Genomic DNA, 15,478 nt, shown 5'->3' with positions numbered 1-15,478 from the left:
CATTCGGCCATGCCGGTGGCGGCGTCCGCCACCGGTACAATGAGCGCTTCCGACTTCACTTCGCCGTCTTCCCCATGTCGCTTTATTCCATTACCGGCGCGCAACTCGCGTTCGGTCACGTCGCGTTGCTCGATCACGCGGATTTCTCGCTCGAGGCCGGCGAGCGCGTCGGCCTGATCGGCCGCAACGGCGCGGGCAAGTCGTCGCTGCTGAAGATCGTCGCGGGCCTTGCCCGGCCGGATGACGGCCTCGTCACGCGCCAGCAGGAGCTCGTCACCGTCTACGTGCCGCAGGAGCCCGAATTCGAAGCCGGCGCGACCGTGTTCGACGCGGTGGCGTCCGGCCTGACCCACACGCGCGAGCTGCTCGGCGAATACGACACGATCGCCCATCGCCTCGCGGAAACGCCGGAAGGCGCCGAGCACGATGCGCTGCTGGCACGGATGAACGCGCTGCAGTCGTCGCTCGATGCGCACGACGCGTGGAACTGGCGCACGCGCGTGTCGATGACGCTCGCGCAGATCGGCCTCGACGGCGACGCCCAGGTCGACGCGCTGTCCGGCGGGATGCAGAAGCGCGTCGCGCTGGCCCGCGCGCTCGTGCTGCAACCCGACGTGCTGCTGCTCGACGAGCCGACCAACCACCTCGATTTCGACGGCATCCGCTGGCTGGAAGAGCTGCTCGTCGCGCAGCGCGCGGGCCTGCTGTTCATCACGCACGACCGCGCGTTCCTCGATCGCGTCGCCACCCGTATCGTCGAACTCGATCGCGGCCGCCTGCTGTCGTATCCGGGCAATTTCTCCGCGTACCAGACCCGCAAGGCGCAGCAGCTCGAAGTCGAGCGCGTCGAGAACGAGAAGTTCGACAAGCTGCTCGCGCAGGAGGAAGTGTGGATCCGCAAGGGCGTCGAGGCGCGCCGCACGCGCAGCGTCGGCCGTATCGCACGGCTCGTGCAGATGCGCAACGAACGCGCGGAGCGCCGCAATGCGCAGGGCAACGTGAAGCTCGACGTCGCACAGGGCGAGAAGTCCGGCAAGATCGTCGCCGAGCTGACCGACGTGACGAAGCGCTACGACGGCCGCGCGGTGGTCGACTGCTTCTCCACCACCGTGATGCGCGGCGACAAGATCGGCTTCGTCGGCCCGAACGGCGCGGGCAAGACCACGCTGCTCAAGCTGATCCTCGGCGAGCTGAAGCCCGATGAAGGCACGGTGCGCACCGGCACCAACCTGCAGGTCGCTTATTTCGACCAGATGCGCGCGCAGCTCGATCAGGAGAAGAGCCTGGCGGACACGATCAGCCCCGGCAGCGAATGGGTCGAGATCGGCGGTGTGCGCAAGCACGTGATGAGCTATCTCGGCGACTTCCTGTTCGCGCCGGAACGCGCGCGTTCGCCGGTGAAGTCGCTGTCGGGCGGCGAGCGCAACCGGCTGCTGCTCGCGCGGCTGTTCGCGCGCCCCGCGAACGTGCTGGTGCTCGACGAACCGACCAACGACCTCGACATCCCGACGCTCGAGCTGCTCGAGGAACTGCTGGCCGACTACGACGGCACCGTGCTGCTCGTCAGCCACGACCGCGCGTTCCTCGACAACGTCGCGACGTCGGTGATCGCCTCGGAAGGCGAAGGCCGGTGGCGCGAATACGTCGGCGGCTTCACCGACTGGCAGATCCAGAGCGAGCGCTCGCAGCAGCTCGCGCAACAGGAAGCCGCAAAGCGGGCCGCGAAGGACGCGGCGCCCGTCAAGGACGAGCCGGCGAAGAGCGCCGCGGGCCGCAACGCGCAGCGCACCGTGAAGCTGTCGTTCAACGAGCAGCGCGAGCTCGACGGGCTGCCCGAGCGGATCGCCGCGCTCGAGGAAGAGCAGAAGACGATCGGCGCGCAGCTCGACGACGGCTCGATCTTCGCGAAGGATCCGCAGGAAGGCACGCGCCTGACCGAGCGGTTCGCGGCGATCGACGACGAATTGCTCGCCGCGCTCGAACGCTGGGAAACGCTCGAGGCGAAGCGCAAGCCGTGACGCGGGGCGGCCGCCCGTCGGGCGGCGCGCCGCGGCGCCGGGCCCCGCACGCTTTTCGTGCGATGGCCCGTCGCGCGGAACCAGTAGAATACGGCCCGTTTCGGGTTGTCGCGGCGTGCGCCGCGCGCCCGCTTTCGGAGCAGTCCAAGCACACCATTGTTTCGATTCGCTTTTTTACGGAACTCAACGTTTTGTCCACGACGTTATCCACACGCGGTGTGGACAACGTCCCGATGAACGACGAACTCAGTCAGCGTCTATGTCAACGAAGAAGCCCAGCGCGGCCTACAGCGAAGCATCGATCAAGGTGCTCAAGGGTCTCGAGCCGGTCAAGCAGCGGCCCGGCATGTACACCCGTACCGAGAATCCGCTGCACATCATCCAGGAAGTCATCGACAACGCGTCCGACGAGGCGCTCGGCGGCTACGGCAAGCAGATTACCGTCACGCTGCATGCGGATCATTCCGTGTCCGTCGAGGACGACGGCCGCGGCATTCCGTTCGGCATGCACCCGGAAGAAGGCGTGCCGGTCGTCGAGATCGTGTTCACGCGCCTGCATGCGGGCGGCAAGTTCGACAAGGCCGCGGGCGGCGCCTATACGTTCTCGGGCGGCCTGCACGGCGTCGGCGTGTCGGTGACGAACGCGCTCGCGACGCGTCTCGACGTGACGGTCTGGCGCGACGGCAAGATCGCCGAGCTCGGCTTCGCCGAAGGCGACGTCGTGAAGCCGCTCGCGACCCAGGGCGCGGGCCGCGGCGAGAAGAAGTCCGGCACGCGCGTGCAGGTGTGGCCGAATCCGAAATACTTCGATTCGCCGAACCTGCCGCTCGGCGAGCTGCAGCGCCTGCTGCGCTCGAAGGCCGTGCTGCTGCCGGGCGTCGAGGTCGTGCTCGTCAACGAGAAGAGCGGCGAGCGCCAGGCCTGGAAATACGAGGATGGCCTGCGCGGCTACCTGCTCGACGAGATGAACGGCAGCGAGCTGCTGATCCCGCTGTTCGAAGGCGAGCGCTTCGCCGATTCGCGCTCGGGCGACGACACGTTCGCCGAGGGCGAAGGCGCGTCGTGGGTCGTCGCCTGGAGCGAGGAAGGTTCGCTCGTGCGCGAGTCGTACGTGAACCTGATCCCGACGCCGGCGGGCGGCACCCACGAATCGGGGTTGCGCGACGGCCTTTACCAGGCGGTGAAGAGCTTCGTCGAGCTGCACAACCTGCAGCCGAAGGGCGTCAAGCTGCTCGCGGAAGACGTGTTCGCGCGCGTGTCGTTCGTGCTGTCCGCGAAGGTGCTCGATCCGCAGTTCCAAGGCCAGATCAAGGAACGCCTGAACAGCCGCGACGCGGTGAAGCTCGTGTCGTCGTTCTCGCGCCCGGCGCTCGAACTGTGGCTGAACCAGCACGTCGAGCACGGCAAGAAGCTCGCCGAGCTGGTGATCAAGCAGGCGCAGGCGCGCACCCGCGCCGGCCAGAAGGTCGAGAAGCGCAAGAGCTCGGGCGTCGCGGTGCTGCCCGGCAAGCTGACCGACTGCGAGACCGAGGACATCGCGCGCAACGAGCTGTTCCTCGTCGAGGGCGACTCGGCGGGCGGCTCCGCGAAGATGGGCCGCGACAAGGAATACCAGGCGATCCTGCCGCTGCGCGGCAAGGTGCTGAACACGTGGGAAACCGAGCGCGACCGCCTGTTCGCGAACAACGAGGTGCACGACATCTCGGTGGCGATCGGCGTCGATCCGCACAGCCCCGACGACAGCGTCGACCTGTCGAACCTGCGCTACGGCAAGATCTGCATCCTGTCGGACGCGGACGTCGACGGCTCGCACATCCAGGTGCTGCTGCTCACGCTGTTCTTCAAGCATTTCCCGCAGCTGATCGAGCGCGGTCATGTGTGCGTCGCGCGGCCGCCGCTGTTCCGCGTCGACGCGCCGGCACGCGGCAAGAAGGCCGCGCAGAAGCTGTACGCGCTCGACGAAGGCGAGCTGGAGGCGATCCTCGACAAGCTGCGCAAGGACGGCGTGCGCGAGACCCAGTGGAGCATCAGCCGCTTCAAGGGTCTCGGCGAAATGAGCGCCGAGCAGCTGTGGGACACGACGATGAACCCCGATACCCGCCGCCTGATGCCGGTGCTGCTCGGCGATCTCGACTACGAGACGACGGTCGCGCGCATGACGATGCTGATGGGCAAGGGCGAGGCGGCCGCACGGCGCGGCTGGCTCGAGGAAAAGGGCAACGAAGTCGAAGCGGATATTTGAGCGCGGCCGGGCATGACGCCCGGTCCTGACTTGCGCCACCCAAGAATACGGAATTCAGATGGACGACAACACTCCCGATCTCTTTCCCGAGCCGGACGCGCCCGCGGGCGACACGCTGACGCTCGGCAACTACGCGGAGCAGGCCTACCTCAGCTACGCGGTCAGCGTCGTGAAGGGCCGTGCGCTGCCGGACGTCTGCGACGGCCAGAAGCCGGTGCAGCGCCGCATCCTGTTCGCGATGAACGAAATGGGCCTCGGCCCCGACGCGAAGCCGGTGAAGTCCGCGCGTGTCGTCGGCGACGTGCTCGGCAAATACCATCCGCACGGCGACCAGTCCGCCTACGACGCGCTCGTGCGTCTCGCGCAGGACTTCTCGCTGCGCTATCCGCTGATCGACGGGCAGGGCAACTTCGGCTCGCGCGACGGCGACGGCGCGGCGGCGATGCGTTACACGGAAGCGCGGCTCACGCCGATCGCGAAGCTGCTGCTCGACGAGATCGACCAGGGCACGGTCGACTTCATGCCGAACTACGACGGCTCGTTCGAGGAGCCGAAGCTGCTGCCGGGCCGCCTGCCGTTCGTGCTGCTGAACGGCGCGTCGGGCATCGCGGTTGGCCTCGCGACGGAAATCCCGTCGCACAACCTGCGCGAAGTCGCGGCGGCCGCGGTCGCGATGATCCGCCACCCGAAGCTCACGCACGCGGAGCTGATGGGGCTGATTCCAGGCCCGGACTTCCCGGGCGGCGGCCAGATCATCTCGAGCGACGCGGAAATCTCGGCGGCCTACGAATCGGGCCGCGGCAGCCTGAAGGTGCGCGCGCGCTGGAAGATCGAGGATCTCGCGCGCGGCCAGTGGCAGCTCGTCGTCACCGAGCTGCCGCCGAGCACGTCGGGCCAGAAGGTGCTCGAGGAAATCGAGGAGCTGACCAACCCGAAGCTGAAGCTCGGCAAGAAGACGCTGACGCCCGAGCAGCTCAACACGAAGAAGACGATGCTCGACCTGCTCGACGCGGTGCGCGACGAGTCGGGCAAGGAAGCGCCGGTGCGGCTCGTGTTCGAGCCGAAGTCGCGCACGATCGACCAGACGGAGTTCGTCAATTCGCTGCTCGCGCACACGAGCCTCGAATCGAACGCGACGCTGAACCTCGTGATGATCGGCGCCGACGGCCGGCCGGGCCAGAAGGGGCTGCTGACGATCCTCGACGAGTGGGTGAAGTTCCGCCAGCTGACGATGACGCGCCGCTGCCGCCACCGTCTCGGCAAGGTCGACGACCGGATCCACATCCTCGAAGGCCGGATGATCGTCTTCCTGAACATCGACGAGGTGATCCGCATCATCCGCGAGTCGGACGAGCCGAAGGCCGCGCTGATGAGCGCGTTCGGCCTCTCCGAGCGCCAGGCCGAGGACATCCTCGAAATCCGTCTGCGTCAGCTCGCGCGGCTCGAGAAGATCAAGATCGAGAAGGAACTCGAGGCACTGCGCGACGAAAAGGCGAAGCTCGAGGAACTGCTCGCGAACGAAAGCGCGATGAAGCGGCTGATGATCAAGGAGATCGAGGCCGACGCGAAGCAGTACGGCGACGAGCGCCGCACGCTGATCCAGCAGGAGAAGCGCGCGACGTTCGAGGCGAAGGTGGTCGACGAGCCGGTGACGGTCGTCGTGTCGCAGAAGGGCTGGGTGCGCGCGCTGAAGGGCCACGGGCTCGACCCGGCCGGCTTCTCGTTCAAGGCGGGCGACAGCCTGTATGCGGCGTTCCAGTGCCGCACGCCGGACCGGCTGATCGCGTGGGGCAGCCGCGGCCGCGTGTACTCGGTGGACGTGTCGGTGCTGCCGGGCGGCCGCGGCGACGGCGTGCCCGTCACGTCGCTGGTCGAGCTCGAATCCGGCACGCACCTGATGCACTACTACGCGGCGTCGGCCGATCAGCAGCTGCTGCTTGCGTCGAGCAACGGCTTCGGCTTCCTCGCGAAGGTCGGCGACATGGTGAGCCGTGTGAAGGCCGGCAAGGCGTTCATGACGATCGACGACGGCGCGGCGCCGCTTGCGCCGATGCCGGTGCTGCCGAACGCGAAACAGGTCGCGTGCCTGTCGAGCGACGGGCGGCTGCTGGTGTTCGGCATGGACGAGATGAAGACGCTGTCGGGCGGCGGCCGCGGCGTGATCCTGATGGCCCTCGAGGGCAAGGAAACGCTCGTGCAGGCGCTCGCGATCGATCCGGCCGGCGTGGTGCTGATCGGCACCGGCCGCGGCGGCAAGGCGATGGACGAGACGATGTCGTACGCGGCGCTCGCGCCGCACGTCGGCAAGCGCGCGCGCAAGGGCCGCACGCCGGACACGAAGCTCAAGGTCGTCACCGAGCTGCGTCCGCTGCTCGGCTGAGCACGCATCGTCGCGGCACCCCGGGCCGCACGGCCGCTTCGGCGGACGTGCGGCCTTTTTTCATCGGGGCGCGTCGGATCGTCATCCGGCATTTGCAAAATATTGTGAAATTCCGCCACCGGCCTGAACCGCGCGGGGGCATGCCTGTCGAACGTCGCTTGATGCCGGGCGCGCCGGGCGCCCGGCTGGTTTGCCGCATTCAACTCATAACAGAACAGGATTCCCGACATGTCCCACGCCATCGCCGTCGCGCTGTTTCTTCATCTGCTGGCCGTCGCCGTGTGGGTGGGCGGCATGGTGTTCGCGAACTTCTGCCTGCGGCCCGCGCTGTCCGACCTGTCGCCGCAACTGCGGCTGCCGCTGATCGAAGGCGTGTTCGGCCGCTTTTTCAACTGGGTCGCCGGCTCGGTGATCGTGATCCTGCTCACCGGCGGCTTCCTGCTGATGCAGTTCGGCGGCGCGCATGCGACCTGGGCGCTGCACGCGATGGCGGGCCTCGGCGTCGTGATGATGCTGATCTTCGGCCACGTGCGCTTCGCGCTGTTCCCGCGCATCCGCCGCGCGGTGCAGGCGCAGAACTGGCCGGACGGCGCACGCGCGGTGAACGCGGTGCGCCTGCTCGTCGTCGTCAACATCGTGCTCGGCGTCGTCACGGTCGGCGCGGCCGTGCTGTCGCGCGGCTTCTGATCATCGGCCGCGCGCCGCGCGCGGCTCGGTTGGCCACTGGGCCGGCCGCTCAGTCGGCCAGCATCGCATCGAGCAGCCACGCGCCGGCCGGGCCGAGCGGCCGGTTGCGCGACCACACCGCATCGACCCGCACCCGGCGCGGCCAGCCGCGTGCGCGCAGCTCGCAGAGCCGGTCGCGCGCGAAGTGCTCGACCATCCAGCGGGGCAGCTCCGTCCATCCGAACCCCAGCACCGCCATCTCCAGCAGCATCAGGTAGCTCGGCGCCGACCAGCGTTGCGTGCCGGCGACGAGCGGGCTGTTTTCGCCGCCCGGGCCCTGGCCTTCCGGCGTCGCGTACGTGTTGAGCCGCAGCTCGCGCGCGTCGCGCAGCGCCGCGTACGGCACCTCGGCGTCGCCGCAGGCCGCGAGCGGGTGCGTGCGCCCGACGAACAGGCCGATCTCCGATTCCTCCGCGATTGTCGCCGCGCCGATGTCGGCCGGGTAGGCCGCGCGCGCGGCCATCAGCCCGATTTGCGCGCGGCCTTGCCGGATCAGGTCGAGCACGTCCTCGTGCTCGGCGATCTGGCATTCGAGTTCCAGCGCCGGGAAGCGCTGCGCGAGCGCGGTCAGCGTCTGTTCGTAGCGTTGCGACTGGTAGGTATCGGACACGACGAAGGTCAGCCGCGCCTCCTCGCCGCGCGCGAACCGCGCGGCCGCGCGGTCGATCGCCGCGCCGGCGTCCAGCGCGCGCTGCACCTGCGGCAGCAGCGCACGCCCGGCGTCGGTCAGCGTCGGCGTGCGCGTCGAGCGGTCGAACAGCTGCACGCCGAGATCGATCTCGAGGTTTGCGATCGCCTCGGAGATCGTCGACTGGCGCTTGCCGAGCTTGCGCGCGGCGGCGGTGAAGGAGCCGAGCAGCGCGGCTTCGGCGAACGCGAGCAAGGCTTCGGGGGCGTGGCGCATCCAGGGCTCCGGGTGTCGTTCAATCGGAAAAACCGATGATAACCAATTGGATTGGCGCGGTTCAACCGATCAGAATGGCGGCCATGGATGACACAGGATCGGAGGTTTGAGATGAAACATCCCAATAAAACGGTGACGGAACGGCTCGTGCACGCGCTGACGTTCGAACTGGTCGCGATCGCGCTGTGCGCGCCGGTCGGCGCGTGGCTGCTCGACATGCCGGTGTCGCACGTCGGCGCGCTGACGGTGATGGTGTCGCTGATCGCGATGGCGTGGAACATGACGTTCAACACGCTGTTCGACCGGCTCGAACGGCGTTTCGGCTGGGTGCGCAACCTCGGCATGCGGATCGTGCATGCGGTCGCGTTCGAGCTGGGGCTCGTCGCGATGGTGGTGCCGCTCGCCGCATGGTGGCTCGGCGTCGGCCTGCTCGAGGCGCTGCTGCTCGACCTCGGCATCGTGCTGTTCTTCCTGCCCTACACGTTCTGCTTCAACCTCGCGTACGACCACCTGCGGGCGCGCCGGCTGGCGCGGCGCGTCGCGGCCTGAGCGCCGCGCTCAGTGCGCGGCGGCCCAGAGCCATGCGCCGCATGCGATCGCGACCGCGCCGTACACCGCGAACACGGGCACCTTGAAGCACGCGAAACAGAGCGTTGCGAACACGCCGGTGAACCAGTAGACGGGGTCGGCCGGCTCGCGGTGCAGGATCTTCACGACGGCGACGACGAGGAACCCGGTGGTCGCCGCGCGCAGCAGCCGCATCCCGTGCTCGAAGCGCGAATGGCGCTTGAGCCTGAACAGGTGGCGCTGCGCGAACACGACCAGGCAGCCGGACGGAATGAACAGCGCGGCCGTGGCGAGCAGGGCGCCGCGCCAGCCGTCCGTCAGGTAGCCGAGGAACGGCACGACGTTCAGGAGCGGCCCCGGCGACACCGGCGACAGCGCGAACGCGAGCGTGAAGTCGTGATCGGAGATGCCGGTCTCGGGCGACACGAACAGCGCCTTCAGCACCGGCAGCGCGGAAAAGCCGCCGCCGAACAGCGTCATGCCGGCGCCCGCGAGCCGCGGCCACAGCAGCGCCTGATACCCGCCCGGAAGCGGCAATGCGAACAGCACGACGAACACCGCGAGCACGACGAGCAGCTTGCGGTCGCGCCGCGACAGCGTGAAGTTGACCGTGTCGTCCTGCGACGGCCCGGTCAGCCAGCCCGCTGCAAACGCGGCGAACAGAATCACGACGAACGACGCGGGACTATGCGCGAAAGCGAGCAGAATCGTCGACAGCGCAGCGATCGCCTGCTCGAGCCGCGCGCGCACGAGCGTGCGCAGCTGCTTGACCCAGGTGACGCCGATCAGCGCGGCCAGCACCATGCTGAAGTGGTGGAGCATCACGGGCGCGGCGAGGGAGCGGACGAACGGCGTGCGATAGAAGATCGCGAACAGCGTCATCATCACGAAGAACGGCAGCACGCTCGCGAAGCCGGCGATCCAGGCGCCGGCGCGGCCGTGCAGCGTCTGGCCGATCTGCACCGCCACGTTGCAGCCGACGGGGCCTGGCACGAGCCAGGCCAGCGCGACGAGATCGCCGAACGCACGCGGCTCGATGCGCTGCATGCGCTCGACATAGTGGCGCTCGAGCTGCGCCATCATGGCGAGCCCGCCCCAGGACACAGCGGAGATGCCCGTGACGACCTTGAACAAGGTCCACAGGGATTCCTGCTCCACGCGCGGTGCGGCTTCGACTTCGACGCTCATCATGGCTTGTTTCGGGCGCGGGCCCCCGCTCGCGCAAACGGCCCCTGTTATATGGGAGGTGCGGGCCATGGTCATAGCTGCCTTGCGCATTGTCCGACGCAACGCGCGGCGCTGCCATGCGCGAAAACACTATATAAACAGCCGATCGGTGAACGAAACAAACCGGTCGGCGCCGCCGTTCAGGCGCCGGTGCTGCCCGTCGCGCGGTGCGGGACGACGTGCGCATGGTCGCCGCGCACGCCGAAGCGGGCGAGCAGCGCGGGTATCGCGTCGGCGGGCACGGGGCGCGAGAACAGGAAGCCCTGCGCCTCGATCTCGCCGAGCGCCGACAGCCACGCGACCTGCTCCTCGGTCTCGGTGCCCTCGACGACGACGGTCAGCCCGAGCGAGCGCGCGAGATGCACGATCGACGACACCATCACGCAGACGCTGCGGTCGTTCGGAATCGCCTGCACGAACGAGCGGTCGACCTTCAGCGTGTCGACGGAGAAGCGGTGCAGGTAAGACAGCGACGAGTAGCCGGTGCCGAAATCGTCGAGCGCGATGCGGATGCCGAGCTTCTTGAGCGCGACGATCTTCTCGGAGACGAGCTCCGGGTATTCCATCATCGCGGTCTCGGTGATCTCGAGCTCGAGGCGGCCGGCCTCGATGCCGGTTTCCTGCAGCGTGCGCGAGATCGTCTCGATCAGGTCGCCGCGCCAGAACTGCACGGGCGAGATGTTGACGGCGAGCGTGAGCGTATCGTGCCCGTCGTCGCGCCAGCGCGCGATCTGCTCGCATGCGGTGCGGATCACGAAATCGCCGATCGGCACGATGAGGCCCGTCGATTCGGCGATCGAAATGAATTCGTTCGCGGAGATGATCCCGTGCTCCGGGTGATCCCAGCGCGCGAGCGCCTCGAAGCCGGTGATGTGGCGGTGCGTGAGGTCGATCTTCGGCTGGTACGCGAGGAACAGCTGCCCTTCGGCCAGCGCGACGCGCAGCTGCTGCTCCCAGCGCATCAGGTGATCGGCGCGGTGCGACAGGTGCGGCGCGTAGAACTGGTAGCAGTTCTTGCCGGCGTCCTTGGCGCTGTACATCGCGAGGTCGGCCTTCTTCAGCAGGTCGATCTCGCTTTCGTTCGCGACCGTGTGCAGCGCGATGCCGATGCTCGCGTGCAGCACGAACGAGCTGCCGCGCACGTCGAACGGCTCGCCGAACATCCGGATGATCACCTCGGCGAGCCGCACCGCGCGCCGCTCGACGTCGTCGCCCTTCATCACGACGACGAACTCGTCGCCGCCGATGCGCGCGAGCGCGCCTTCGTCGCCGACCGCGTCGGACAGGCGCGACGCCGTCATCTGCAGCACGATGTCGCCGGCGTTGTGGCCGAGCGTATCGTTCACGGTCTTGAAATTGTCGAGGTCGATGAACAGCAGGCCGAGCCGCGACAGGCTCGACGGCATCGACACGTCGTTGCGCAGCCCGCGCAGCGTCGCGTAGCGGTTCGCGAGGCCGGTGAGCAGGTCGTATTCGGCGAGCTGGGTCATCTCGCGCTCGCGGCCGAGCAGCTTGCCGATGAGCCCCGTCGCGACGCCGAAGAACGCGAGCATCGCGAGCGTGATGAAGCTCGTCATCAGCAGGTAGACGTTGCGCGTGTGGTTGTAGTCGGCGAATTCCTCGGCCTGCGACAGGCCGACCATCACCGCGAGCGGGTAGCCGTCGAGATGGCGGTACGACACGATGCGCGTCACGCCATCGATCGGATCGACGATCGTGCCCGACACCCGCTCGGCGAGCGGGTAGACGCCGGACGCCGAGAACGCGCCCGGCGCGTTGTTGACCGAGCCGGTGCGCCGCGCGAGCACCGCGCCCGCGTCGGAGACGACCGCGATCACGCCTTCCTTGCCGATCGCCGCGTTGTTGTAGAAGTCGTTCGTGAAGTAGCTCGGATCCTCGGACACGACCACGACGCCCGCGAAACTGCCGTCCGGATTGTTCAGGCGGCGCGTCATCTGCAGCGTCCAGTGGCCGGACACGCGGCCGAGCACGGGCTTGCTGATATAGAGCTGGTCCTCGTTGCGCTTCACGTGAACCTTGAAGTGCTCGCGGTCGGACAGGTCGATCGGCTGCGGATGTCGATCGGCGGTGTTCGCGAACAGGATGCCCTTCGCGTTGACGAGCGACACCTGGATCAGCGTGTCGCTCGGCACGACGCCTTTCTCGACGGCGCTCGCGAGGTTGAAGTTCGCCGGCGACTTCTCGAATTCGAACTTGACGAAGCGCGTGATCTGGTCGACCTGGTGGATCGCCTTGACGGTGTGCTGTTCGAGCGCCGACGACAGGATCGCCGCGGAGGCCGCCGCTTCCTTGAACGCGCTGTCCTTCTCGACCGACATCCGCGCGACGATCACGGCCCACAGCAGGGCGAGCGCCAGCATCCCGAGCAGCGGGATGGCGAACAGCGCCCGGCGGCGCGATTTGCGCGGCGTGCGCAGCGGTCGCGTCGACGGCGAATGGGATGACCGGGCGGAGCTCATCGAAGGGTGCGGCGTCCTGGCTCGCGTGCGCCATCCAGCAGGATGGCTGAATATTGGGGTCGCGTCAGAGGCTGTTCATTTGCGGAATGCGCATGTGTGCACAGACCCCCAGGCGACGGATTAGGCCCGATATTACTGGCTGGATCGTTTTTGCGATAGCTGGGTAAGCATAGCGCCGGGATGCGCGGCGCGCATGGCGCGCCGCGAAATATCAGACGGTAGGGTGCTCGGACGCCCCGCGGACGGCCGTCCCATGGAAGGTGCCGTCGACGACCGTGACGGCGGGGCCGCCGATCCAGATGGTGTCGCCGTCGTAGTTGACGGAGATGCGCCCGTCGCGGCCGATGGCCGTGCCCTGGCGGGCCGTGTACGACAGGCCGGGGCGCCGTTGCTGGCGGGTCAGCAGCCCGGCCACCGCGGCGTTCGCGCTGCCGGTGACTGGATCTTCGCCGACGCCGAAGCCGTCGCCCGTCATCAGGCAGCGGATTTCGAACGTTGCCGGGCCGCCCGGCGGATGCGGCGCGTAGACCGCGAGGCCGTGCGCGCCGTAGCGGTGCGTCAGCGCGCCGAGCGCCGCCAGGTCGGGCGCGAGGCCGAGACACGCGTCGGCCGACTGCATCCGCACGACGAGCCACGGCGCGCCGTTGTCGACTGCGCACGGTTCGGCGCTCAGGTCGAGCGCCGGGCTGCGCAGCGTCGCCTCGAGTTCTGCATAGTCCGCGCGGGCGACCGGCGTGACCCGCGCGGGCGGTGCCGCGAACGCCCAGCCGTCGGCCTGCTTGCGCAACTCGACCAGCCCGACGCCGCACTGCTGGACCAGCCGGCCCGGCGCGCGCGGCACGCCGCCGCCGTCGAGAAACGCGTGCGCGGCCCCGAGCGTCGGGTGGCCGGCGAACGGCAGTTCGCCGCCCGGCGTGAAGATCCGCACCCGGTAGTCGGCGGCGGGATCGGTCGGCGCGCACAGGAACGCCGTTTCCGACAGATTGGTCCAGCGGGCGATCGCGATCATGTCGTCGTCGCCGAGTGCATCGGCGTCGAACACGACCGCGAGCGGATTGCCCTTGAACGGCACTGACGTGAAGACGTCGACCTGCTTGAAGCGAACGGGCATCGGGCGGCTCGCGTTACGCGACTTCGGCGATCAGCTCGATCTCGACGCACGCGCCGAGCGGGATCTGCGCGACGCCGAACGCCGAGCGCGCATGCTTGCCCGCATCGCCGAACACCTCTGCGATCAGCTCGGATGCGCCGTTCGTCACCAGGTGCTGCTCGGTGAACTCGAGCGTCGAGTTGACGAGGCTCATCAGCTTGACGATGCGGGTGACCTTGTTCAGGTCGCCCGTATGCGCGTGCAGCGTCGCGAGCAGGTCGATCGCGATCGCGCGCGCGGCCGCCTTGCCGTCCTCGGTGGTGAGGTCGGCGCCGAGCTTGCCGGCCCAGACCTTGCCGTCCTTCTTCGCGATGTGGCCGGACAGGTAGACCGTGTTGCCGCTTTGCGCGCTCATCACGTAGGCGGCGGCGGGGGCGCCGGCGGTCGGCAGCTCGATGCCGAGCGATTTCAGTTTGTCGTAGACGTTGGCCATGCGTTCGATTCCTCGCAACAAGTCATTAAAGGAAAGGGGACGATCAGAGACGCTCGCGCAGCAGCTTGCCGAGGCGCGCGACGCCTTCCTCGATCTTCTCGGGCGGCACCGTCACGAACGACAGGCGCAGCGTGTTCTGCTGCGGATCGTTCGCGAAGAACGGCGCGCCGGGCACGAAGGCGACGTGGTTGTCGACCGCGTCCGCGAGCAGCTTCATGCTGTCGATCTGCTGCGGCAGCTTCACCCAGATGAACATGCCGCCTTCCGGGCGGCTCCACGTCACGCCTTCCGGCATGTGGCGCTCGAGCGCGGCGTGCATCGCGTCGCATTGCGCGCCGTACAGCTGGCGGATGGTCGGGATGTGCTCGTCGAGGAAGCCGTCCTTGATCACTTCGTGCGCGATGCGCTGCGTGAGCGTCGGCGTGTGCAGGTCGGTTGCCTGCTTCGCCTGCACGAGCTTGAAGTGCAGTTCCTCGGGGGCAATGATGTAGCCGATCCGCAGGCCCGGCGCGAGCACCTTCGAGAACGTGCCGAGGTGCACGATGTGGTCGGGCGCCATCGACAGCATGGTCGGCAGCGGCTCGCCCTGGTAGTTGAGCGCGCCGTACGGATCGTCCTCCAGCACCGGGAACGGGCTCGACTGCGCGAACGCGGCGAGCGCGCGGCGGCGCTCGACGGGCATGCGGCGGCCGGTCGGGTTCTGGAAGTTCGGCTGCGCGTACAGCAGGCGCGCGCCTTGGGTCAGTTCGGGCGTGAGGCTTTCCGGCAGCAGGCCCTGCTCGTCGGTCGGCACCTGCACGTAGTGCGGCTCGTACAGCGAGAACGACTGCAGCGCGCCGAGGTAGGTCGGGGTTTCGACGAGGACGGGGCTGCCCGGATCGACGAGCGCCTTGCCGAGCAGGTCGAGCGCCTGCTGCGAGCCGGTCGTGATCAGCACCTGCGACACGCGCACGTTGTAGCGCTCGGCGATCCACTCGCGCAGCGGCAGGTAGCCTTCGGTCGCGCTGTACTGCAGTGCGGCAGCGGGCGCATCGCGCAGCACGCGGTCGGCGGCGGCGCGCATGCGCTCGGCCGGGAACGTGGCGGGCGCGGGCAGGCCGCCGGCGAACGAGATGACCTCGGGACGCTCCGTGACCTTCAGGATCTCGCGGATCGCAGAGCTCGTGAGCTTGCGGGCGCGTTCGGAAAGTTGCCAGTGCGGCGGATGCAGGTCGCTCGGATTCATAGTCTCCTCGTTCGGATAGTCGGGTCAGTCAGGAAAGTCGGTCGAACACGGTCGGTCGGATGCGGCCGGATAGGCCGGGTAAACGCGAACGGTCGAGTGCGGCCGGGTCGGCAAAATGAACATTAT

At 68.3% G+C, this 15,478-nt stretch carries 11 protein-coding genes; 5 read left to right on the top strand and 6 right to left on the bottom strand.

Annotation, left to right across the window (positions count from 1 at the left end):
• Positions 1-74 precede the first annotated feature (74 nt).
• The 4 genes from HWY45_RS04475 to HWY45_RS04460 all read left to right on the top strand — a co-directional run bounded on the left by HWY45_RS04475 (position 75) and on the right by HWY45_RS04460 (position 7,327).
• Positions 75-2,018 carry an ATP-binding cassette domain-containing protein gene (locus tag HWY45_RS04475; protein ID WP_059883955.1) on the top strand — a complete coding sequence of 648 codons (1,944 nt, stop codon included), beginning with the start codon at positions 75-77 and terminating at the stop codon, positions 2,016-2,018.
• A 259-nt stretch (positions 2,019-2,277) separates the two neighbouring features.
• Complete coding sequence (gene parE, locus HWY45_RS04470) at positions 2,278-4,260, top strand: DNA topoisomerase IV subunit B (protein WP_059883954.1); 1,983 nt, start codon at positions 2,278-2,280, stop codon at positions 4,258-4,260.
• A 58-nt stretch (positions 4,261-4,318) separates the two neighbouring features.
• Complete coding sequence (parC, locus tag HWY45_RS04465) at positions 4,319-6,640, top strand: DNA topoisomerase IV subunit A (RefSeq protein ID WP_059883953.1); 2,322 nt, start codon at positions 4,319-4,321, stop codon at positions 6,638-6,640.
• A gap of 228 nt (positions 6,641-6,868) precedes the next feature.
• Positions 6,869-7,327: a CopD family protein gene (locus tag HWY45_RS04460; protein ID WP_017331527.1), complete on the top strand. Its 459-nt coding sequence runs from the start codon at positions 6,869-6,871 to the stop codon at positions 7,325-7,327.
• A 49-nt stretch (positions 7,328-7,376) separates the two neighbouring features.
• Here HWY45_RS04460 and HWY45_RS04455 read toward each other — a convergent pair whose 3' ends face one another.
• Positions 7,377-8,270 (bottom strand): LysR family transcriptional regulator, encoded by an 894-nt coding sequence (locus HWY45_RS04455; protein WP_059883952.1) that lies wholly within the window; start codon positions 8,268-8,270, stop codon positions 7,377-7,379.
• 111 nt (positions 8,271-8,381) lie between these two features.
• On the opposite strand from HWY45_RS04455, the gene HWY45_RS04450 reads away from it, so the two are divergent.
• Complete coding sequence (locus tag HWY45_RS04450; RefSeq protein ID WP_059566347.1) at positions 8,382-8,819, top strand: multidrug/biocide efflux PACE transporter; 438 nt, start codon at positions 8,382-8,384, stop codon at positions 8,817-8,819.
• A gap of 9 nt (positions 8,820-8,828) precedes the next feature.
• Here the strand turns inward: HWY45_RS04450 and HWY45_RS04445 are convergent, their stop codons facing one another.
• The 5 genes from HWY45_RS04445 to HWY45_RS04425 form a co-directional block, all read right to left on the bottom strand.
• Positions 8,829-10,028 (bottom strand): chromate transporter, encoded by a 1,200-nt coding sequence (locus HWY45_RS04445; protein WP_059883951.1) that lies wholly within the window; start codon positions 10,026-10,028, stop codon positions 8,829-8,831.
• Positions 10,029-10,204: 176 nt separating this feature from the next.
• Positions 10,205-12,544: a bifunctional diguanylate cyclase/phosphodiesterase gene (locus tag HWY45_RS04440; RefSeq protein WP_059883950.1), complete on the bottom strand. Its 2,340-nt coding sequence runs from the start codon at positions 12,542-12,544 to the stop codon at positions 10,205-10,207.
• A gap of 211 nt (positions 12,545-12,755) precedes the next feature.
• Entirely contained in the window at positions 12,756-13,655 is a 900-nt protein-coding gene (locus HWY45_RS04435) for a PhzF family phenazine biosynthesis protein (protein ID WP_059566344.1), read from the bottom strand.
• Positions 13,656-13,668: 13 nt separating this feature from the next.
• Complete coding sequence (locus HWY45_RS04430) at positions 13,669-14,136, bottom strand: RidA family protein (protein ID WP_375782225.1); 468 nt, start codon at positions 14,134-14,136, stop codon at positions 13,669-13,671.
• Between the two features lie 34 nt (positions 14,137-14,170).
• Positions 14,171-15,352, bottom strand: coding sequence for an aminotransferase-like domain-containing protein (locus HWY45_RS04425; RefSeq protein WP_059801900.1), 1,182 nt, complete (start codon positions 15,350-15,352; stop codon positions 14,171-14,173).
• Positions 15,353-15,478 lie beyond the last annotated feature (126 nt).

The sequence above is a fragment of the Burkholderia stagnalis genome, from assembly GCF_902830275.1.
GTDB classification, from domain to species: Bacteria; Pseudomonadota; Gammaproteobacteria; order Burkholderiales; family Burkholderiaceae; genus Burkholderia; species Burkholderia stagnalis.
Note: the sequence above shows the minus strand (reverse complement) of the source record. Positions and strands in the feature narration are given on the sequence as shown.

Coding starts and splice junctions, on each gene's coding strand:
- HWY45_RS04435 (WP_059566344.1), bottom strand. CDS start 13,655: ATGCCCGTTCGCTTCAAGCAGGTCGACGTCTTCACGTCAGTGCCGTTC.
- HWY45_RS04450 (WP_059566347.1), top strand. CDS start 8,382: ATGAAACATCCCAATAAAACGGTGACGGAACGGCTCGTGCACGCGCTG.
- HWY45_RS04425 (WP_059801900.1), bottom strand. CDS start 15,352: ATGAATCCGAGCGACCTGCATCCGCCGCACTGGCAACTTTCCGAACGC.
- parC (WP_059883953.1), top strand. CDS start 4,319: ATGGACGACAACACTCCCGATCTCTTTCCCGAGCCGGACGCGCCCGCG.
- HWY45_RS04440 (WP_059883950.1), bottom strand. CDS start 12,544: ATGAGCTCCGCCCGGTCATCCCATTCGCCGTCGACGCGACCGCTGCGC.
- parE (WP_059883954.1), top strand. CDS start 2,278: ATGTCAACGAAGAAGCCCAGCGCGGCCTACAGCGAAGCATCGATCAAG.
- HWY45_RS04445 (WP_059883951.1), bottom strand. CDS start 10,028: ATGATGAGCGTCGAAGTCGAAGCCGCACCGCGCGTGGAGCAGGAATCC.
- HWY45_RS04475 (WP_059883955.1), top strand. CDS start 75: ATGTCGCTTTATTCCATTACCGGCGCGCAACTCGCGTTCGGTCACGTC.
- HWY45_RS04455 (WP_059883952.1), bottom strand. CDS start 8,270: ATGCGCCACGCCCCCGAAGCCTTGCTCGCGTTCGCCGAAGCCGCGCTG.
- HWY45_RS04460 (WP_017331527.1), top strand. CDS start 6,869: ATGTCCCACGCCATCGCCGTCGCGCTGTTTCTTCATCTGCTGGCCGTC.